General features: G+C 67.0%; 20 protein-coding genes. 16 read left to right on the top strand and 4 right to left on the bottom strand.

The window, feature by feature from the left end; translation table 11 throughout:
• Window positions 1–260: 260 nt before the first annotated feature.
• The 13 genes from AC56KL_RS04710 (at window position 261) to AC56KL_RS04650 (ending at window position 13,190) form a co-directional block, all read left to right on the top strand.
• Entirely contained in the window at window positions 261–740 is a 480-nt protein-coding gene (locus AC56KL_RS04710; RefSeq protein WP_497179005.1) for a type II secretion system protein, read from the top strand.
• A gap of 63 nt (window positions 741–803) precedes the next feature.
• Window positions 804–1,415, top strand: coding sequence for a GspH/FimT family pseudopilin (locus tag AC56KL_RS04705; protein ID WP_497179004.1), 612 nt, complete (start codon window positions 804–806; stop codon window positions 1,413–1,415).
• Window positions 1,405–2,007: a type IV pilus modification PilV family protein gene (locus AC56KL_RS04700; RefSeq protein ID WP_497179003.1), complete on the top strand. Its 603-nt coding sequence runs from the start codon at window positions 1,405–1,407 to the stop codon at window positions 2,005–2,007. The genes AC56KL_RS04705 and AC56KL_RS04700 overlap by 11 nt, the downstream gene beginning before the upstream one ends.
• Entirely contained in the window at window positions 2,004–2,912 is a 909-nt protein-coding gene (locus tag AC56KL_RS04695) for a prepilin-type N-terminal cleavage/methylation domain-containing protein (protein WP_497179002.1), read from the top strand. Before AC56KL_RS04700 ends, AC56KL_RS04695 begins: the two co-directional genes overlap by 4 nt.
• Complete coding sequence (locus tag AC56KL_RS04690; RefSeq protein WP_497179001.1) at window positions 2,909–3,364, top strand: pilus assembly PilX family protein; 456 nt, start codon at window positions 2,909–2,911, stop codon at window positions 3,362–3,364. Before AC56KL_RS04695 ends, AC56KL_RS04690 begins: the two co-directional genes overlap by 4 nt.
• Window positions 3,361–6,429 carry a DUF6701 domain-containing protein gene (locus AC56KL_RS04685; RefSeq protein WP_497179000.1) on the top strand — a complete coding sequence of 1,023 codons (3,069 nt, stop codon included), beginning with the start codon at window positions 3,361–3,363 and terminating at the stop codon, window positions 6,427–6,429. Before AC56KL_RS04690 ends, AC56KL_RS04685 begins: the two co-directional genes overlap by 4 nt.
• 177 nt (window positions 6,430–6,606) lie before the next feature.
• Complete coding sequence (gene pilM, locus AC56KL_RS04680) at window positions 6,607–7,503, top strand: type IV pilus biogenesis protein PilM (RefSeq protein WP_497178999.1); 897 nt, start codon at window positions 6,607–6,609, stop codon at window positions 7,501–7,503.
• Window positions 7,500–8,135, top strand: coding sequence for a PilN domain-containing protein (locus AC56KL_RS04675; RefSeq protein WP_497178998.1), 636 nt, complete (start codon window positions 7,500–7,502; stop codon window positions 8,133–8,135). The genes pilM and AC56KL_RS04675 overlap by 4 nt, the downstream gene beginning before the upstream one ends.
• Window positions 8,132–8,947: a type II secretion system protein M gene (locus AC56KL_RS04670; RefSeq protein WP_497178997.1), complete on the top strand. Its 816-nt coding sequence runs from the start codon at window positions 8,132–8,134 to the stop codon at window positions 8,945–8,947. The genes AC56KL_RS04675 and AC56KL_RS04670 overlap by 4 nt, the downstream gene beginning before the upstream one ends.
• On the top strand, window positions 8,932–9,339 hold the full coding sequence (locus AC56KL_RS04665; RefSeq protein WP_497178996.1) for a hypothetical protein: 408 nt from the start codon (window positions 8,932–8,934) through the stop codon (window positions 9,337–9,339). The genes AC56KL_RS04670 and AC56KL_RS04665 overlap by 16 nt, the downstream gene beginning before the upstream one ends.
• Before the next feature lie 20 nt (window positions 9,340–9,359).
• Entirely contained in the window at window positions 9,360–11,144 is a 1,785-nt protein-coding gene (mshL, locus tag AC56KL_RS04660; protein ID WP_497178995.1) for a pilus (MSHA type) biogenesis protein MshL, read from the top strand.
• A complete protein-coding gene (locus AC56KL_RS04655; protein ID WP_497178994.1) occupies window positions 11,144–12,034 on the top strand; it encodes an ExeA family protein in 891 nt (296 codons plus the stop codon). The genes mshL and AC56KL_RS04655 overlap by 1 nt, the downstream gene beginning before the upstream one ends.
• Window positions 12,035–12,044: 10 nt before the next feature.
• A complete protein-coding gene (locus tag AC56KL_RS04650) occupies window positions 12,045–13,190 on the top strand; it encodes a tetratricopeptide repeat protein (RefSeq protein WP_497178993.1) in 1,146 nt (381 codons plus the stop codon).
• Window positions 13,191–13,220: 30 nt separating this feature from the next.
• Here the strand turns inward: AC56KL_RS04650 and AC56KL_RS04645 are convergent, their stop codons facing one another.
• Complete coding sequence (locus tag AC56KL_RS04645) at window positions 13,221–14,378, bottom strand: pyridoxal phosphate-dependent aminotransferase (protein ID WP_497178992.1); 1,158 nt, start codon at window positions 14,376–14,378, stop codon at window positions 13,221–13,223.
• Between the two features lie 28 nt (window positions 14,379–14,406).
• Window positions 14,407–14,874 (bottom strand): putative toxin-antitoxin system toxin component, PIN family, encoded by a 468-nt coding sequence (locus AC56KL_RS04640; protein WP_497178991.1) that lies wholly within the window; start codon window positions 14,872–14,874, stop codon window positions 14,407–14,409.
• 45 nt (window positions 14,875–14,919) lie between these two features.
• On the opposite strand from AC56KL_RS04640, the gene yaaA reads away from it, so the two are divergent.
• Window positions 14,920–15,690: a peroxide stress protein YaaA gene (gene yaaA, locus AC56KL_RS04635; protein ID WP_497178990.1), complete on the top strand. Its 771-nt coding sequence runs from the start codon at window positions 14,920–14,922 to the stop codon at window positions 15,688–15,690.
• Between the two features lie 32 nt (window positions 15,691–15,722).
• On the opposite strand, the gene AC56KL_RS04630 is transcribed toward yaaA, so the two are convergent.
• On the bottom strand, window positions 15,723–16,559 hold the full coding sequence (locus AC56KL_RS04630) for an outer membrane protein assembly factor BamD (protein ID WP_497178989.1): 837 nt from the start codon (window positions 16,557–16,559) through the stop codon (window positions 15,723–15,725).
• 109 nt (window positions 16,560–16,668) lie between these two features.
• Here AC56KL_RS04630 and AC56KL_RS04625 point away from each other — a divergent pair, with 109 nt between their 5' ends.
• Window positions 16,669–17,694 carry an RluA family pseudouridine synthase gene (locus tag AC56KL_RS04625; protein WP_497178988.1) on the top strand — a complete coding sequence of 342 codons (1,026 nt, stop codon included), beginning with the start codon at window positions 16,669–16,671 and terminating at the stop codon, window positions 17,692–17,694.
• Complete coding sequence (gene pgeF / locus AC56KL_RS04620) at window positions 17,694–18,470, top strand: peptidoglycan editing factor PgeF (protein ID WP_497179416.1); 777 nt, start codon at window positions 17,694–17,696, stop codon at window positions 18,468–18,470. Before AC56KL_RS04625 ends, pgeF begins: the two co-directional genes overlap by 1 nt.
• A gap of 25 nt (window positions 18,471–18,495) precedes the next feature.
• On the opposite strand, the gene AC56KL_RS04615 is transcribed toward pgeF, so the two are convergent.
• The gene (locus AC56KL_RS04615; protein ID WP_497178987.1) at window positions 18,496–18,795 is read right to left on the bottom strand and encodes a hypothetical protein; all 300 of its coding nucleotides are present in this window, start codon (window positions 18,793–18,795) and stop codon (window positions 18,496–18,498) included.
• Window positions 18,796–18,837 lie beyond the last annotated feature (42 nt).

Raw genomic sequence — 18,837 nt, 5'->3', positions numbered from 1 at the left:
TGGGCGTGCTGACGGTCGGGCGGCGACACGCCGCGGGCGTCGACGTGTCTAGTCAAATTGTCAACTATGTGCTAAGTAGAGACACTTTTTCCTTCGGGACATCTATATTGCTTAAGTTCAAGGTAGAATTGTCTCGTTCGCACCGGCCGGCAACGGTAAACGGAACGGGAACCGTGATGCATCAGTGATCGATGAAACGATCCGAGGCTCAGTACATTCAGACCGCGGATCAGTTCCGCAACATTTTACGGAGAAACAACATGAACAAGTATTCGAACAAGAGCGCCCAGGGTGGTTTTACCCTGATTGAGCTCATTGTCGTGATCGTGATCCTGGGCATCCTGGCAGCTACCGCCCTCCCGAAGTTCGCGAGCTTAAGCGGCGACGCGCGTATCTCCAGCATGAAAGGCGCAAAAGGCGCGCTGGGCGCAGCTTCGTCAATGGTTCATGCCAAGTACCTGCTCAAACCCAGCACGACCGCGATCGATATCGAGGGTACCGCTGTCCCTCACGTCAACGGCTATCCTACCGGCAGCCTGTTGTTGGCTGAAGCCGCGGGATTGAGCGACAAGGATTACAAGCTGGAAGTGACCGGTACTAACCCGTCTGTCCTGAAGGTTTATCCGCTGGGCATTGCAGGCGATACTACCCTCGTGAGCACCTGTCACATCACCTTCACCAGCGCGACGGCTGCTGGCAGGGCTCCGGCGATCGCCGAATTCCTCAGCAAGTGCGAATAAGCTAGGCGTCAGCGCTGCCGGCCCGCCGCAACCGTGGCGGGCCTGTTCATTTCCGAAGTCGACATGACCACTCTTTGTCGCTACGTTCTCACCCGGCCGGGACGCATGCAGGCCGCGCCTGGCGCCGGGAACGTGAACCGATCCCGCGTCCGAAATCAAGCTCCCCCGCGCGGCTTTACGATGGTCGAGCTGATCATCGTGATGGTCCTTGTCGGTATCCTGGCCACCGTCGCGGCAAGCCGCTTCTTCGATCGTGGCGGCTTCGACGCCGCCAGCTTTGCCGACCAGACCCGGGCGCTGTTGCGCTACGCCCAGAAAGCGGCCATCGCGCGCAATACACCCGTCTTCGTCCAGCTCGACGACAACCGCATTGCCTTGTGCTACGACGCGCCGAAGGGCAACTGCGCTCCTGACAACCGTGTCGCCGTACCCGGCGGAGTGGGTGTCGGCGGCGATGCGTCCGAAACCCACTGCCAGGACGAGCACTGGTTCTGCCTCGGCGTCCCCGAAGGCATACAGGTCTCGCAATCGGCGGCCCTGACCGAATTCAGCTTTGACGCCCTGGGCCGGCCGGAGGTCTCGAACGGCAAGTTCGAAGGACTCACCCTGAGCATCGCGAGCGGGGGCGACACCCAGACGGTGTCCGTGAACCAGGAAACCGGCTATGTTCAGTAAGACGCCAGGCAAGGGGCAAGGCGGGCGCCAGGCCGGTGTCACCCTGATCGAGCTGATCATGTTCATCATGATCGTCGGCGTGGCGCTGGCCGGCATCATCGGGGTGCTCAACCTCACCACCAAGGGCAGTGCCGAGCCGCTGCGCCGCAAGCAGGCCTTGATGATCGCGGAAGGCCTGCTGGAGGAAGTCCAGCTGGCGCGTTTCACCTGGTGCGACCCCACCGCCGAGAAGGCGGGCGACGACGATGTGACGGGCAGCGGAGACTGCGACATCCCCGAGAACTGGGGACCCGAGCCGGGCGGCACGCGTCCCTTCGACAACATCAACGACTACGCGGCCGCGGCCGACACTGCCGTCGCCACGTTCAATAACGCAGGCGGCACGCTGCTGGACGCCAACGGCGAACCCATGAACGTCGACGGCTACACGGCCACCGTGAGCATCACCCCCGAATCGATCGGCGGCATCGCCGTCGCCGATCCGGCTTCGGCCGACGTCGATGTGCTGCGGATCCGCGTCCAGGTGCGCTATGACGGTGAATCCGTGACCCTCGACGGCTACCGCACGCGCTACGCGCCGAATTTCCTATGACGTCCCCGCACGCGACGACCGCGCGGCGCGCACGCGGCTTCACGCTGATCGAGACGGTCCTGGTGATCGTCATCATCGGCATCATCGGAGCCATCGTCGCCGTCTTCATCCGCGCCCCCGTGCAGGGCTATGTCGATACCGCCGCGCGCGCCGCCGCGACCGACGAGGCCGACCTGGCGATGCGCCGCATGGCGCGCGACCTGCGCCTGTCGCTGCCCAACAGCGTGCGCGTCAGCGACGACGGCAGCACCGTCGAGTTCCTGCTCACCAAGACCGGTGGGCGCTATCTCACCCTCGACGACGATGTGGACAATTTTCCGATCCTCGATTTCGACGATCCGACCAAGCTCAGTTTCACTGCGGTGGGCGGCACCATGCGGCGCATCGAACCCGGCGACTTCATCGTCATCTACAACGTCTGCGGCAAGGACTGTCCGGCGGAGGATACCGAGTCCAATGCCTACCAGTTTTCCGGAGGCGCGGCGGGAACCAATATCGCGCTGGTCGATTCGGTGGACTACACCTCGCCCAACAACCCGATCATCACGATGGCAACCAATCCCTTCGCCGGCCAGGTCACGCCGATGCGCTCGCCGAGCGACCGCTTCCAGGTCGTGACAGGCCCCGTGTCCTATGCCTGCGAGCCGCTCAAGAACGGCAGCAACGAGCTGGTGCGCTACTGGGACTACAAGATCGACGCCACCCACAGCGTGCCGCCGCAGGGTACGCCGCGGCGCGCCGTCATCGCCTCCAACCTGGACGACTGCGCCCAGATCTTCCGCCACGGCAGCGACGCCACCCGGCGCAGCGGCCTGGTGATCCTGAATCTCGCACTGCGGCTGGCGAATGACCCCGGCACGCTGATTCGCCTGGTGAGCCAGGTCCACGTGGACAACACGCCATGAAGCCCGTCCATCGTCAAGCGCGCCGCGGCCGCCAGGCCGGGGTCGGCCTGGTCACCGCGATCTTCCTGCTGGTGGTGCTGGCCGGCCTCGGCGCCGCCTCGGTCACCCTGTTCACCGCGCAGCAGGAAAGCAGCAACCTCGATCTCGACGGCGCCAAGGCCTACCAGGCGGCGCGCGCCGGCATCGAGTGGGGGCTGTACGAACAGCTGCGCCAGGGGCGCTGTGTGGAGGACGGCAGCTCATTCGGCTTTCCCGCCACCAGCGTGCTGGGAAGCTTCCGCGTCACCGTGGAGTGCCTGGCCATCGACGACCTGAAGACAGTCGACGGCGATCCGGTCATGCGCTGGCGCATCAGCGCGATTGCCTGCAACCAGCCGGTCGACGGCGCCTGCGGCCGGCAGGCGATCAATCATCCAGAATATGTTCAACGCAGGCTCGAGGTAGAGATATGAGAACGCTGCCAGACTTCATCCGCACCTTCAAGCGCAAGACCGGAAGCATCGCCCTGTGCGCCATGGTCGGCGTTGCATCGAGCGCTCCGTCGGCGGCGGCGTCGCTCGCCCTGTCCAAGTCTTTCGAAGGCAACATCAACTTCACGGGCACCCAGGCCAGCCTGCAGAGCAAGGCGGGCGGCGCCAAGGTGTGCGACCTGCTCGGCAGTGCGCAGGGCAGCATTGCGCTGCCGGCCAATGCCAGCGTGGTCTCGGCCATCCTGTACTGGGCCGGCACCGGCGCGGTCGATGGCGAGGTGCTGCTCAACGGCGCCGCGGTCAGCGCGCCGGGCGAGCGCCGCTACAGTTCGACGATCGACGGCTTCACCTACTTCGCTGCCGCCGCCGACGTCACCGCACAGGTGCAGGGCAAGACCAGCTTCACCTTCGGCGGACTGACGGTAGACACCTCGGATACCTACTGTTCGAAAAAGCAGAAGGAGAACAGCATGGTGGCCGGCTTCGCGCTGGCCGTGGTCTATGCCCACGGGGGCGAGCGCTACCGCACTGTGAACGTCTACGAAGGCCTGCAGGCCATCAAGAACAGCAGCGTGACGGTGCCGATGCCGGATTACATCCCGTCTGCCGAAAACACCGGCGCCGGCCGCTTTGGCTACATCGTCTGGGAAGGCGACAAGACTGGCCAGCAGAAGGGCGACCATGTCAGCTTCGCTGGCGAGCTGCTGCGCAGTGAAACCTATGTCCTGAAGGACAATGCCTTCAACTCGAAGAGCAGCGCCGGGGCCGACGACGCCTCGGGTAGCCTCGACTTCGACATCGTCGACCTCGCCGCTCCACCCACGACGCCCGCCGAGGCCAGGGCGGTGTTCACCACCGCGTCCGACCGGGTGCTGCTCGGCGCCGCCATCGTCGCCATCCCCTCGAAGGCGGCGGACCTGGCCATTACGAAAACCCAGTCCGGCCAGTTCGTGCTCGGCAACGAGATCACCTACATGCTGGCCGTCACCAACCAGGGCGCGCGTGCCGACTCCAAGGTGGAAGTCAGGGATACGCTCTCTGGCCTGTTGACCTATGTATCGGCCGTTGGCGCCGACTGGACCTGCACCTATGCCGAGCAGACGGTCGTCTGCAAGTACGGCAAGCCGCTGCTGCCCGGCGCCAGCGCCAGCGTCGTCATCAAGACCAGGATCACCACCGACGGCAAGGTCACCAACACCGGTGAAGTGCTTGGTACGGCCGACAGCGTGCCGGGCAACGACCGTTCGACGGTCGAGGGCGACACCGGCAAGCTGCCGTCCAACCGCGATCCGTTCATGTTCACGACTGGACCCTGCACTGCAGGTGAAACGGTCAAATCCTCGGGCACGGGCTGCGCCCTGTTCACGGGGCCGGTGATGGCCGGCAGCAAGCCGACGATCTACATCACCCGAACGGCAAGTGGTGCGGCCAAGCCGTTCAGCACAACCGTCAAGACGAGCGTGGACCTGCGATTCAGCCTGGAATGCATCAACCCGACGGACACGGCAAACACCGAGGCCCGCTATGCCGGCCTGAATCTCCAGGCCTGCGTCGCGAACGAGACGGCAGCAAGCCCGGCGAACGGCCAGGGGATCAAGCTGGAATTCGCGGCGAACGAGGTGTCGAAGCCGTTCGAGTTTCACTACCCGGACGTGGGCAGGGTCGCGCTGCGGCTGCGCGACAGCGTCGGGAACGTCGTCAAGGCCACCTTCAACTCGCTGCCGACCAGCCTGGAGGCGACGTACAAGCGGGGCGATGGTGTCGCCAACCCGGGCACGACGACCCTTGCGCAGGGGGCATTCGCCGAGGCGGGCGAGCCCTTCCTGGTCACGGTGACGGCCTACGGGGTCGACAAGATAACGCTGCCGAATTTCGGCCGTGAAAGCGGCAAATTCGCGCCGGCCGACAGGCTGGCAGTCCTGGCCCATGGGGGCGAACTCGAGCAGACGCTGCTGCAGGCCCAAACCGACTGGGGATCGGACAAGGCGGCGGTGCGGACCTTTGCCTGGAACGAGGTCGGCACGGCAACACTTTCGACCAGGCTGACCGGCTACCTGGGCAGCACCGACCCCTTGGGCAGGCCCATCATCCTGACCACGCCGCAAGTAACCGTCGGCCGCTTCTATCCGGCCTATTTCAAGACCGATACGGATGGCGGCTTCGGCTGCCTCCGCCGCATGGGCTGCCCGACCCTGGCCGCGCAGGTGATTTCCCGCGCCATCTATTCGAAACAGGAATTCGGCGGGATTGTCAGCGCCCGGGGACGCAATGGGCCCGTGCAGCGCTTTGTCAACCCGCCGGTGCCGTCCACCAGCCCGCTACTGGTGCCGCCCATCACCCTGGTCGCCGTCAGCGCCGCCGGCGAGACAGGCAAGCCGCTCGACATTCCCTTGGCCGTCGGTGGCGCCGCTTCCACCGCCACCGAGCGCCAGCTTCGCTACCAGCTTCCCAATGCCTATGACGCCAAGGGCAAGGCCGACCAGAAATGGACGGCGCCCACTGCCGTCTACCTGCGCGCGACGGCGCCCGAGTTGCGGATGGGTTCGTCGGGCGCCGCCGCGGTTACCATCAGTTCGCTGCGCCCTGAAGGCATCCCGTCCGCCGAGGGCGGCATCATGGTGGTCAACGGCCGCCTGATGGTCGCCAACACGATCGGCACGCCGCTGGCCAAGACGCCGGTGCCCCTGATCGCGCAATACTGGACGGGCAGCGCATGGGACGCGAACAGCCTCGCCGAACAGACCGAGCCGGTGACGGGAACGATCGAGTTCACCGACTGCCGCCGCAGCCTGCGCGACAAGCTGGGCACGAACGGGGCGTGCGACATGAGCATCGTCAAGGTGGCTGGCGCCAATACCGGCACCGACGAGGTGGTGCTGCCCATGCTGAAAGGGGGCAGGGCCAACCTGATCCTGGCGCCCGTGGGCGACCGCACCGGGAATGTCGACCTGTTCGTCAACGGCGAAGAATACCTGCCGAGCACGAAGGGTCGGGTCACTTTCGGGCAGTTCAAGAGCCCGGTCATCTACCTGCGCGAGACGTATTGATAAGAAAACGTGGCATCGCAGCCCAAAAAACGTAACGATTTCGGGGCAAGCCGCGTTTTTGTGATCCCTTCCGGCAAAGCTTGAATATAATCAAGTCTTTGCCGCACCGAAACCATTTCGGGATCACCTTCCGCCTGCATGCGTTTTTATAAAAGAAACAAGAAGAAAGATGGCTGGTTGACCATTTCCGTGCTTGAAGACGGGGTGATCGTTACCAGCATCAAGCCGGTCACGGAGGGCATGCCCTTCGTGCGCTTCGCGCATTTCTTGCCGGGCCGCCCGGATGCCGCCGCATTGGAAAAGGCCGCGCGCGAAGGGCAAGCCGCTGCCTACCGCTGCGTAACCCTGCTCGCGCCCGGGGAATACCAGCTGATCAACCTCGAGGCGCCGAACGTGCCGCGCGAGGAAATGAAGACCGCCGTGCGCTGGCGCCTGAAGGACATCCTCGATTTTCCCGTGGACCAGGCCACCATCGACGTGCTCGAAATCCCGGTCGACGCCAGCCAGGCGCGCGCCCAGCAGTCGGTGTTCGTGGTGGCGGCGCGCAACAGCGCCGTCCAGCCGCGCCAGCAGCTGTTCCGCGATGCGAAGGTCGGGCTCAGCGTGATCGATATTCCGGAAATGGCCCAGCGTAATCTGTCGGCCTTGATCGCGCCCGAAAGCCGCGGCGTGTCCATGCTTTCGTTCAGCCACGAAGGCGGACTGCTGACCGTGACCTATCGTGGCGAGCTTTACTTGTCGCGCCGGATCGACGTCACGCTCGACCAGCTGCTGGAACCGGACCATGAACGCAAGCATGCGAGCTTCGACCGCATTACGCTGGAACTGCAGCGTTCGCTGGACAACTTCGAGCGCCAGTATTCCTTCATCAGCATCGCCAAGCTCGTGCTCGGTCCCTCGGCCGTGAGCGGCCTGGACGATTACCTGTCGAGCAACCTGTACACGCCGGTGGAGACGCTCGACCTGGCCAAGGTGCTCGACCTCGGGCGCACGCCCGAACTGCTCGACGCCGCCGTGCAGCAGCGCTTCTTCATTGCGCTCGGCGCCGCACTGCGCACGGAGGCGGCGGCATGAGCCAGCAGATCAACCTGTTCAACCCGCAGTTCGAGCCGCAGAAGAAGATTCTGTCCGCGGCCACGATCGCCATCTCCCTGCTGGTGATGGTGGCCGGGCTGGCAGCGCTGGCCGGCTACGGCGGGGCGCAGACGGGGGGCCTGCAGGCGCAGGCCGACGCTGGCGCGGCCCGCCTCAAGGAAAAGCAGGCGCGCCTGGCGAGCGTCGGCATCGAATTCGCGCCGCGCCAGAAGAACAAGGACATCGACGCCCAGATCGCCGAGGCCCAGGCCCAGTTGGCGGCGCTGCGCAACATCTCGCGCGTGATCGAGCGCGGCGAACTGGGCGACACGGCCGGCTATGCCGGCTACTTCAAGGCCCTGGCGCGCCAGAGCGCCCCGGGACTGTGGCTGACCGGCGTATCCGTGTCCGGGGGCGGCAGGGACATCGGCATCCGCGGGCGCACGCTCGACCCTGCCACGGTGCCAGGCTACCTGACGCGCCTCACGCACGAGCCGCTCATGCAGGGCAAGTCCTTCGCCAGCCTGTCGATCAGCCAGCCGCCTGCAGTGAACGGCGCCGACGGCAAGGCCGAGCAGGCGCCCTGGGTCGAGTTCAGCCTGCAATCGGTCCCCGAGGAGCCGCGCAAATGAAGGCGAATGTTCAGCCCTTGCTGGCCCTGCTGGCGCGCGTCGACGCGCTCACCCTGCGCGAGCGCGCCATGCTGTTCGCGGCCAGCGCCACGGTGATCGTCTTCGCCGGGCAAAACCTGGTGCTGGACCCGATCCACCGCGAGCATGCGGCCCTGCGCGCGCAGATCGCCCAGCAGCAGGCCAACCTGGTCGGCATGGATGGCGAGATCGCCGCGACGGTAACGGCCTACCAGGTCGACCCGGATGCGCCGGCGCGCCAGAAGCTGGAAGCCATCCTTCAGGAGACCGCCGCGCTGGGCGATTCCTTGCTGGCGATGGAACACGGCCTGGTGCCGCCCGAACGCATGGCGCCGCTGGTCGACACGCTCCTGCGTGCGAATGCGCGCCTGAAGCTGGTGTCGATGCGCACGCTGCCGGTCGAGTCGATGACGGCGCTGGGCGCAGGCTCCGCGCCCGCCGCTGCGCCGGCGCCGGCGCTTGCCGCCGCGGCGGACCAGTCTGCGCGACCGCTCGCACCGGGCGCCGCGATCGCCTCGTTTGCCGCGCAAGCCGTCGCGCCGGCCGCGGCCGGCGCCACCGAGGCAGCGGCAGCCGGCCCGTCCAGGGCCCCCGACATGCTATACCGCCACGGCGTCGAAGTTACCGTGCGCGGCAATTATCTCGACATGGTCGATTACATGAGCGCGCTCGAAGCGATGCCGACCCGGCTATTCTGGGGCAGGGCGCAGCTCGACGTGGAAGCCTACCCGGCGTCGCGCCTGACGCTCACCCTCTATACCTTGAGTCTGGACCGCAAATGGATGAAGCTGTGAAGACCCCGACCCCGACCCCGGCCCTGACCGTGAGCCCGACGATGCTTGCGGTGCTGCTGGCATCCGCCCTGGCGGGCGCCCCGGCCGCCGCGCAGAGCCTCGCCGACCCGACCCGCCCGCCGGCTGCCTTCGACGCCAGCCGACCCGAGGGCGCTGCCGCAGCCGACGGCGCGCCGCGCCTGCAGTCGGTACTGATCTCGCCGCGCGCGGGCGGGCGCCACGTGGCCGTGATCGATGGCGAGACTGTGCGCCTGGGCGACAGCTTCCGCGGCGCGCGCGTGGCGCGCATGACCGAGACACAGGTCGAACTGGTGCGCGGCCGCGAGCGCCAGGTGCTGCGGCTTGAGAACCCGCTCGCGCCGCTCGCCGGCATGACCCCGGCGGTCCAATGACCAACACGACCCGGAGCACGATGAAACCACGCTTTTCGACGGCGCGCGCTGCACTGCTGGTCCTGCCGGTGTTCCTGGCCGGCTGCCAGAGCGCGCCCCAGCACGAGACCTACGATGCGATCGGCAAGGAGATGGCCAAGGCCCAGGCCCGGCCCGCGCAGGCGCCGGCAGTGGACGACGCCGTCGCCGAGGCGCTGCTGCCGCCGGCAAGCACGCTCGCCAATCAACTGCCCAAGGCCAGGCCGGCTCTCGAAGAGCGCTTCAATGTCGCGTTCAGCAACGTGCCGGCACAGCAATTCTTCCGCTCGATCGTGGCCGGGACGCGCTACAACATGCTGGTCCATCCGGACGTCAGCGGCAGCATCAGCGCCAACCTGAAGGACGTGACCATCGCGGAAACGCTCGAGGCGATCCGCGAGATGTACGGCTACGACTACAAGATCGAGGGCACCCGCATCACGATCCGGCCGCTCACCATGCAGACCCGGATGTTCCAGGTGAACTACCTGACCGCCAGGCGGCAGGGCAGCTCGAACCTGCGCGTGACCTCGACCTCGGTGTCGGATGCCGGCCGGGACGCCAACGGTGGCGGCAACCGCAACACCCCGGGCACGGGCAACCGCCAGAACACCGGGAACGACGGATCGACCTCGGGTGCGAACGGCAACGGCCAGCTCGACAGCACCGACATCCGGACCACTTCGGACAACGACTTCTGGGGCGAACTGAAGGCCGCGCTGGAAGCGATCGTCGGCTCGAAGGAGGGCGGGCGCAGCGTGGTGATCAGCCCGCAGTCGGGCGTGCTGGTGGTGCGCGCGATGCCGGAAGAACTGCGCAGCGTGGACGCCTACCTGAAGGCGACCCAGCTCGCGGTCGACCGCCAGGTGATCCTGGAAGCCAAGATCCTCGAAGTGGAACTGAACGACAGCTTCCAGAGCGGCATCAACTGGGCCTCGTTCGCATCGGTCAAGAGCTCGCATCCGAACCGCGTGTCCGGCGGGATGATCGCGCCGGGCGCCAACCTGGCGCCGCTGCCCTACACCGGTGGCCAGCCGGCCGTCATCAACAACGGCAAGGGCCTGGCGGCCAGCACCGGCTTCTCGCTGTCGAACGCCGCCACCGCGGCCGGTTCGCTGTTCGGCTTCGCCTTCCAGACGAATAATTTCGCGGCCCTGATTTCCTTCCTGGAGTCGCAGGGCCAGGTCCACGTGCTGTCCAGCCCGCGCGTGGCGGCCATGAACAACCAGAAGGCCGTGCTCAAGATCGGCACCGACGAGTTCTTCGTCACCGGCGTCACCAATACCATCAACAGCAACGACAGCGGCGTCACGAATACGCCGAGCGTGACGCTGCAGCCCTTCTTCTCGGGCGTGGTGCTGGACGTGACCCCGCAGATCGACGACAAGGGCAACATCCTGCTGCACGTACACCCCTCGGTGAGCCAGGTGACCACTGTCACCAAGAACGTCGACCTGGGCGCGGCCGGCTCCCTGACCCTGCCGCTGGCGGCGTCCTCGACCTCTGAGCTGGACAGTTTTGTGCGTGGCCAGAGCGGCCAGGTGGTCGCCATCGGCGGCCTGATGCGCCAGGTGTCGAGCGGCGACGTCGACCAGCTGCCGGGCGCGGACAAGGTGCCAGTGCTGGGTGCGCTGTTCCGCAACAAGAACCGCGTCAACCAGAAGCGCGAACTGGTGGTGCTGATCAAGCCGACCATCGTCGACGGCGCCAACGACTGGAGCCAGGATTTGCTCGACGCGACCCGCCGCATCGAAGCCCTCGACCCGCGCACCCGGGAGCGCGAGTAATGTACGCGGCCCACTTCGGCCTGCGCGAGCTGCCGTTCGGGATCACCCCGGACACCAGCTTCTATTTCGGCAGCGCGGGTTCGCAGGAAGCGCTCAATACCCTGCTGGTGGCGGCGCGCGGCGGCGAAGGCTTCATCAAGATCACGGGGGAAGTCGGCACCGGCAAGACCCTCCTGTGCCGCAAGTTCATGGCCACCCTGGGCGAGGGCTTCGTAACCGCCTACATCCCGAACCCCTACCTGGAGCCGCGCACCCTGATGCTGGCGCTGGCCGACGAGCTGGAAATCGCGCTCGACCGGGATGTCGACGAGCACCGCCTGCTCAAGGCGATCAACCAGCGGCTGCTCGAGCTGGCAGCCCAGGACCTGCGCGTCGTGCTGTGCCTGGACGAAGCGCAGGCGATTCCCGTGGAGAGCCTGGAAGCGCTGCGCCTGTTGACCAACCTCGAGACGGAAAAGCGCAAGCTGCTGCAGATCGTCCTGTTCGGCCAGCCCGAACTGAACCGCAAGCTGGAACTGGAATCGATCCGCCAGCTGGCCCAGCGCATCACCTTCCATTACCACCTGGGGGGGCTCAGCCGCGACGATCTCGAGTACTACGTCGCGCATCGGCTGCGGGTGGCGGGCTTCGGCGGCGCGCGCCTGTTCACACGCGCCGCGATCCGCGCGCTGTACCGCGCCAGCGGCGGGGTGCCGCGCCTGGTCAACATCATGGCGCACAAGGCGATGATGCTCAGCTACGGGCAGGGCAAGCAGCAGGTCGCCGGCAGCCATGTAGCGACCGCGGCGCGTGACACGATTGGCGTGCAGCGCACTATCCGGGCCTGGCTGGCGGGCGGCGCCGCGGTGTTCGCGGCCGGCGCCGGCCTGGCATGGGCCTTGTTACCTTGAGCGCGACCCAATGAGCCTGATCAACCGGATGCTGCAGGACCTTGACGCGCGCGCCGGCAAGCCCGGCGCGGCGCCGCTGCCCTCCGACATCCGGCCGGTGCCGCCGCCGCAACCGGGCTTGCCATGGAAGCGCGTGGCGATCGCGGCCGGCGCCGTGCTGGTGCTGACGGCGGCCGGCTTCGCCGGCTGGCGCCTGCTCGGCCAGGCGCCGGCCCCGGTCCAGGTGGCGCAAGAGACCCCGGCGCCGGCGCCGGCAAGTGCACCGGCGCCGGCTGCGGCTGCCAAGCCGCCGCCGGTCGTCGCGATCGAGATTCCGGTGCCGCCGCGCCAGGAAGAGGCCCCCCTTCCTGCACCGGCGCAGGCAGCTGCCGCAGCGGTTTCCGTGCCGGTCATGCAGCCCGACAACCCTACAGCGCCCCTAGCCGACGAACAGGCCGGGCGCGCCGCGGCCCGGCCCGCCCGGGAAGCCGTCAAGCCCGGCGCCGCGCCGAAGGCAAAGGTGAGCAAGCCGTCCGGCTCGACTGCCGGCGCCGCGGCGGCGCCGTCCGCGACCAAGGGATCCGCGCCGAAGGGCGGCCGGGTGGAGACGCCCGCCCAGCGCGCCGAGAACACCTATCGCCGCGCACTCGCCAGCCTGGAAGACGGACGGGTCCTTGAAGCCATCGCCGGCTTGCAGGCGGCACTGAAGGCCGATCCGCGCCATGAGGCGGCGCGCCAGACCCTGGTGTCGCTGCTGATCGAAGCCAGGCGTCCGGACGAAGCCTTGCGCCAGCTGGGGGCCGCACTGGCGCTCGATCCGAAGCAGCCGGCCATGGCCATGCTGATGGCGCGCCTGCAGATCGAACGCGGCAGCCCGGGCATCGACACGCTGCTGCGCACACTGCCCTATGCGGCCGGCGACGGCGAATACCACGCCTTCCTGGCCGGCGCGCTGGCGCGCGAAGAGCGCCATCGCGAGGCGGTCGAGCACTTCCAGGCGGCCTTGCGCACGGCGCCGCAGAACGGGGTGTGGTGGATGGGGCTGGGCATCTCGCTGCAGGCCGAGAAGCGCAATCCGGAAGCGGCGAGCGCCTTCCGCAAGGCGCGCGACAGCGGGGTCCTGTCGGCACCGCTGCAAGCTTTCGTGGAGCGCAAGCTGAAAGGGCTCGCACCCTGAGGTGCGGGGCGGCTTGGCCGCCTGCCTCGATTACAGGCGGCGCAGGCTCTCGAGCGCCTTTGCCAGCGTCTCGTCCTTCTTGGCGAAACAGAAGCGCACGATGCCCGATTCCGTCGGCCGGCTGTAGAAGGCGGACACGGGAATCGCCGCCACCCTGGCTTCCACCGTCAGCCAGGCCGCGAACTCGGCTTCCGGCAGCTTCGATATCGCCCCATAGCGCACGCACTGGAAATAGGTGCCGTCGGCCGGGAGCAGCTCGAAGCGCGAGCCGGCCAGGCCCGCGCGGAACAGGTCGCGCTTCTTCTGGTAGAAGGCGGGCAGTTCCAGGTAGGGCCGCGCATCCTGCATGTAGCCGGCGATCCCGTGCTGCATCGGGGTGTTCACCGTGAACACGTTGTACTGGTGGACCTTGCGGAATTCCACCATGAGCGGGGCCGGAGCGGCCACGTAGCCCACCTTCCAGCCGGTGACGTGGTAGGTCTTGCCGAAGCTCGACACCACGAAGGCGCGATCGGCCAGCACCGGGTGGCGCGCCACCGAAGCGTGCTGCTCGCCGTCGAACACCATGTGCTCGTAGACTTCGTCGGACAGGATCAGCACCTCGGTGCCGTCCACGATCGCCGCCAGCGCTTCCAGGTCGGCAGCGCGCAGGATCGAGCCGGTCGGGTTGTGCGGCGAATTCACGATGATCATGCGGGTCCGCGCCGTCACGGCGGAGGCCACGTCGTCCCATGGCACGCGGTATCCCGTTTCGTCCACCCGCATCGCCACCGGCCTGGGTACGCCGCCCGCCAGCGCGATGGCGGGCAGGTAGCAGTCGTAGGCCGGCTCGATGACGATCACCTCGTCGCCCGGATGCACGCTGCACAGGATGGCGGACTGGATCGCCTGCGAGGCGCCGGCGGTCACCGTGATCTCGGCGGCGGCGTCGTAGCCGCGGCCGTACAGCGCGGCGATCTTGGCGGCGATGGCGCTGCGCAGGGCCGGCACGCCGCTCATCATGGGGTACTGGTTGTGGCCGGCGCGCATGGCCTCATCCACGAGATCGACCAGCCTGGGGTCGCAGCCGAAATCGGGGAAGCCCTGGCCCAGGTTGACGGCGCCGTGTTCGGCGGCGAGTTGCGACATCCGGGTGAAGACGGTGGTGCCGACGGCGGGCAGGCGGGTGCGCAGTGCGGGAATGCTCATGGTCGTGGTGGAAAAGGCAATGGTCCTGTCATTCTAGCGCGTTCGCGGCCCAGGCCTTGAGCCATGCTTCAGGCACCATGATTTTGAACAGGCCTTCGCGGGCGGTGCGCCGGCCCAGCTTGAGCAGGGCCTTGTCCTTGGTGACCAGCACTTGCGCCTCGGCGTCGCGTGCGATTTCCAGGAATTTCTGGTCGTCGCGGTCGGTGCAGACGGGCAGGCGCACATGCTTCGCATCCGGGGCGACTACCCGCAGCAGGGCGTCGAAGCGGGCAAGGGCCTCGAGACGCGTGTCCTGGTCGAGCGGCAGGTGCGGGTAGTTCAGCACGGCCAGGTATTCGTCGCGGCAGTCGGCGCGCGTCACCGCCTGCACCTCGCCCGATTCCAGCGCCGCCAGCAGGGGCGCCCAGCGCGGGTCGCGGAACACGAACAGGTCGAGACAGACATTGGTGTCGATGACGATGGGTTTCGCCGGCGTGTCGGCAGAAGCGGCTATCATGTGAAACTATTTCCTGTTGTTTAATCGCAAAAGCTGTTTGAACCGATGCTGATTGTCCTGTCGCCCGCCAAATCCCTCGATCTCGATTCCCCCAGCACCACCAACGCACATAGCACCCCGGATTTCATCCCGCACGCGGCCGAGCTGATCAAGGTGCTGCGCGCCTATTCACCTGGCCAGATCGCCGAGCTGATGGACCTGTCCGATCCGCTCGCCATGCTCAATGTATCGCGCTATGCGCACTGGAGCGCGGACCACGGCGAGGCGCGCCAGGCGATCATGTCCTTCAATGGCGACGTGTATGCCGGCCTCGACGCCTGCACGCTCGGCCCGGACGCCATCGCCTATGCGCAGCGCCACCTGCGCATCCTGTCGGGCCTGTACGGCCTGCTGCGTCCGCTGGACCGCATGCATCCCTACCGCCTGGAAATGGGTACGCGCCTGAAGAACCCGCGCGGCAGCAACCTGTATGCGTTCTGGGGCGAGTCGGTGACGCGGGCGCTGGAAGCGCAGCTGCATGCCACCGGGGCCACGGCCCTGGTCAACCTGGCGTCGGAAGAGTATTTCAAGGCGGTCAAGCCGAAGCTGCTGGACGTGCCGGTCATCACGCCGGTGTTCGAAGACTGGAAGAACGGCAAGTACAAGATCATTTCGTTCTTCGCCAAGCGCGCCCGCGGCATGATGGCGCGCCACGCGGCGCAGCAGGGCATCACGGAACCCGAGCGGCTCAGGGATTTCGACGCCGACGGCTATGCCTTCGATGCGGCGGCCTCCAGCGAGCACACCTGGGTGTTCCGCCGCCGGCTGGAAGGGTAAGGGCAGGGGGCGCAGCGCCCCCTGCACATCGCTTACCGGGTCGCGTCCTTCGGCGCCGGCTTGGGGCCGGCCTTCGACCAGAACTGCCACCACGGCGCTTCGCCGCGGGCGTTCGGGTCGAGGAAGCGGCTGTTCGGGTAGTTCATCACCAGCACGCGCTGGGCGTCGTCGCGCAGCACCGGCATGCCGAGCTTGTCGTAGGCGCGCGTCATGATGAACAGCGCTTCCTCGCGGGCCGGGGCGTCGGTGTATTCCTGCACGGCGCGCTGGGCGCGGTTCAGGGCGGCCAGGAAGGCGCCGCGGCGGTAGTAGTAGTTCGCCACGTGCACTTCATACTGCGCCATCGCGTTGACCAGGTAGTTCATGCGCGCGATCGAATCCGGCGCATATTTACTGTTCGGGAACTTGTCGACCAGGGCCTTGAAGGCCGCGAAAGCTTCGCGCGTCGCTTTCGGGTCGCGTTCGGTCGGGTCCTGCGAATAGATGAAGCTCAAGAAGCCGAGCTGGTCGTTGAAGTTGATCAGGCCGCGCAGGTAGTACATATAGTCCACCTGCGCATGGTTCGGGTGCAGCTTGATGAAGCGCTCGACCGCGGCCAGTGCTTCGGCCTGGTCGCCGGCCTTGTAATGCGCGTACGCGATTTCCATCTGCGCCTGTGCGGCGTAGGTGCCGAACGGGTAATTCGATTCGAGCTGCTGGAACAGCTTGATTGCCGCTTCATAGGACCCGCCGTTCATCTCATCGCGTGCCTCAGCGTATAATTTCTCCGCCGTCCAGTTTTTGGACTCGTCACCTGACTTCGGCAGGATGCTGCAGGCGGACAGACTGAGGACGCCAGCGGCGACCAACACAGACAATTTTTTTTGCATAGCTCTTTGCAAGAAAGTTTTACCTAGATTCAACGAACGGCTGATTATAGCCGATGGGACTCACGTGATATTAACTCCTGCGCCGAATTCGGCGGAAATGCCGGCCGAAATGCCTCTCGACTCCGACCTGGACGATGATCTGGAGGGCGGGTTCGACCTGTCTTCCGGTCCCGACCTGTCGCCGATCACCCTGCAGCTGACGCCGGAGGTCTGCGGCCAGCGCCTCGACAAGGTGATCGCCGGCCTGGTGCCGCAGTTCTCGCGCAGCCGGCTGCAGCTGTGGTTCGAAGGCGGCTTCGTCAAGGTCGACGGCAAGCCGGCGCGCGGCAAGGACACCGCCTACGGCGACGAGACCGTGCTGATCGAACCACAGGCGGCGCCGGAAGACACCGCCTTCGCGCCGGAAGCCATTGCCCTGAATATCGTGTTCGAGGACGAGGACATCCTCGTCATCAACAAGCCGGCCGGGCTGGTCGTGCATCCGGGCGCCGGTAACTGGTCCGGCACCCTGCTCAACGGCCTCCTGCACCATTGCCCGCAACTGGTGGGCGTGCCGCGCGCCGGCATCGTGCACCGCCTCGACAAGGACACCAGCGGCCTGATGGTGGTCGGCAAGACCCTGGCGGCCCAGACCGACCTGGTGCGCCAGCTGCAGGCGCGCACCGTCAAGCGCGAATACTTCGCCCTGGTCTGGGGCACGCCGCAGCTGTCCGGCACCATCAATGCCTCGATGGGCCGCCACCCGCGCGACCGCGTCAAGATGGCCGTCTCGACCGGCATGTTCGGCAAGCCGGCCATCACCCACTACAAGCGCGTGGCGGTCGGCGACCTCGACCGCCGCCCGGTGTCGCTGGTGCGCTGCAGCCTGGAAACCGGCCGCACCCACCAGATCCGCGTGCACATGCAGCACCTCGGCTTCGCGCTGGTGGGCGATTCGGTGTACGGCAAGCAGCACCTGACGCCGGTGTTCCACCGCCAGGCCCTGCAGGCGCGCCGCCTCGGCCTGGTGCATCCGGGCACGGGCGCGGCCTGCGAATGGACGGTGCCGCTGGCGGCCGACTTCGCCGAGCTGATCGCGCGCGCCGGCATCGAGGAGCCGGGCGTGGACAGCAACTTCGACGACACCGGCGCATGATGGACCGCGCGGCACTGGTGTGGCCGGCGTGGCCGGACCTGCCGGAAAACGTCGGCGCCCTGGCCACCAGCCGCGATGGCGGGGTGAGCCGCGGCGCCTATGACGACGGCAAGGGCGGGGGCGGGCTCAACCTCGGCCTGCACTGCGGCGACGATCAGGACGCCGTGCGCAGCAACCGTGAGCGCCTGCAGGCCTTCCTGCCGGGCCGCCCCGCCTGGATCGCCCAGGTCCACGGCGCCGACGTGGTCGACGCCTGCACGATGGGCCCGGACCAGCCGGTGCGGACGGGCGACGCCAGCATCGCGACGGTGCCCGGCGCCGTGTGCGCGATCCTGACGGCCGACTGCCTGCCGGTGCTGTTCGCCAGCCTGGACGGCAAGGTGGTGGGCGCGGCCCATGCCGGCTGGCGCGGGCTGGCCGGCGGCGTGCTGGGCGCGACCGTGCGCGCGATGCGGGAGGCAGGCGCAGGCGAGATCACGGCATGGATGGGACCGGCGATCGGTCCGGACGCCTTCGAGGTGGGCGGCGAGGTGCGCGAGGCCTTCCTGGCCACCATGCCGGGCGTGGCGACGCTGGCGGCCTTCAGGCCGAAATCTGACCAACCGGTAAAATTTTTGGCTGATATGTTCACCCTGGCCCGCCTGATGCTCGCGCGCGAGGGCGTCAGCCGCGTGCATGGCGGCGGCCTGTGCACGTTCACGGCGGCGCAGCGCTTTTATTCCTATCGGCGCGACCACGTCACCGGCCGTCAGGCCAGCCTGATCTGGATCAAATGACCGCGGCCTGGCTGGACAAGAATGTTCAGTCGCCGCCACCCCCATCGCCGCCGTCGGCGCCGTTGCAGCCGGAAGCGTCCGCCGCACAATGTTTCGAGCCGGCTATTGCCGGAACTGCGCCACCGTCGGTTCCGCTTGCTGCCGCGTTGCTGCGCGCCTGCGCTTCACGGCGCGCGCGACGGCGTTTCGACCCAGTCAAATAGAAAAGGATGGATAATGGCAGGGCGCAATAGAACAGGAACGTCATCAGGCCGTGCACGATGGTCGGTTCGGTCGCTGCCATCAGGGCGACCACGTAAATCCAGGCAACGGCAACGATCCACATGCGCTTCTCCCAAGCTTTGCTAGATTGCAGATTTCAGATAAA

This window comes from Telluria sp. ZB4P34 (assembly GCF_059686055.1).
This window is presented reverse-complemented; position numbering and strand designations above follow the sequence as displayed.

Excerpts from the sequence above, each read along its gene's own strand:
- AC56KL_RS04705 (WP_497179004.1), top strand. The coding sequence starts at position 804 with ATGACCACTCTTTGTCGCTACGTTCTCACCCGGCCGGGACGCATGCAG.
- AC56KL_RS04655 (WP_497178994.1), top strand. The coding sequence starts at position 11,144 with ATGTACGCGGCCCACTTCGGCCTGCGCGAGCTGCCGTTCGGGATCACC.
- AC56KL_RS04615 (WP_497178987.1), bottom strand. The coding sequence starts at position 18,795 with ATGTGGATCGTTGCCGTTGCCTGGATTTACGTGGTCGCCCTGATGGCA.
- AC56KL_RS04685 (WP_497179000.1), top strand. The coding sequence starts at position 3,361 with ATGAGAACGCTGCCAGACTTCATCCGCACCTTCAAGCGCAAGACCGGA.
- AC56KL_RS04695 (WP_497179002.1), top strand. The coding sequence starts at position 2,004 with ATGACGTCCCCGCACGCGACGACCGCGCGGCGCGCACGCGGCTTCACG.
- yaaA (WP_497178990.1), top strand. The coding sequence starts at position 14,920 with ATGCTGATTGTCCTGTCGCCCGCCAAATCCCTCGATCTCGATTCCCCC.
- AC56KL_RS04665 (WP_497178996.1), top strand. The coding sequence starts at position 8,932 with ATGGATGAAGCTGTGAAGACCCCGACCCCGACCCCGGCCCTGACCGTG.
- AC56KL_RS04645 (WP_497178992.1), bottom strand. The coding sequence starts at position 14,378 with ATGAGCATTCCCGCACTGCGCACCCGCCTGCCCGCCGTCGGCACCACC.
- mshL (WP_497178995.1), top strand. The coding sequence starts at position 9,360 with ATGAAACCACGCTTTTCGACGGCGCGCGCTGCACTGCTGGTCCTGCCG.
- AC56KL_RS04670 (WP_497178997.1), top strand. The coding sequence starts at position 8,132 with ATGAAGGCGAATGTTCAGCCCTTGCTGGCCCTGCTGGCGCGCGTCGAC.
- AC56KL_RS04690 (WP_497179001.1), top strand. The coding sequence starts at position 2,909 with ATGAAGCCCGTCCATCGTCAAGCGCGCCGCGGCCGCCAGGCCGGGGTC.
- pgeF (WP_497179416.1), top strand. The coding sequence starts at position 17,694 with ATGGACCGCGCGGCACTGGTGTGGCCGGCGTGGCCGGACCTGCCGGAA.
- AC56KL_RS04625 (WP_497178988.1), top strand. The coding sequence starts at position 16,669 with ATGCCTCTCGACTCCGACCTGGACGATGATCTGGAGGGCGGGTTCGAC.
- AC56KL_RS04640 (WP_497178991.1), bottom strand. The coding sequence starts at position 14,874 with ATGATAGCCGCTTCTGCCGACACGCCGGCGAAACCCATCGTCATCGAC.
- AC56KL_RS04650 (WP_497178993.1), top strand. The coding sequence starts at position 12,045 with ATGAGCCTGATCAACCGGATGCTGCAGGACCTTGACGCGCGCGCCGGC.
- AC56KL_RS04710 (WP_497179005.1), top strand. The coding sequence starts at position 261 with ATGAACAAGTATTCGAACAAGAGCGCCCAGGGTGGTTTTACCCTGATT.
- AC56KL_RS04700 (WP_497179003.1), top strand. The coding sequence starts at position 1,405 with ATGTTCAGTAAGACGCCAGGCAAGGGGCAAGGCGGGCGCCAGGCCGGT.
- AC56KL_RS04630 (WP_497178989.1), bottom strand. The coding sequence starts at position 16,559 with ATGCAAAAAAAATTGTCTGTGTTGGTCGCCGCTGGCGTCCTCAGTCTG.
- AC56KL_RS04675 (WP_497178998.1), top strand. The coding sequence starts at position 7,500 with ATGAGCCAGCAGATCAACCTGTTCAACCCGCAGTTCGAGCCGCAGAAG.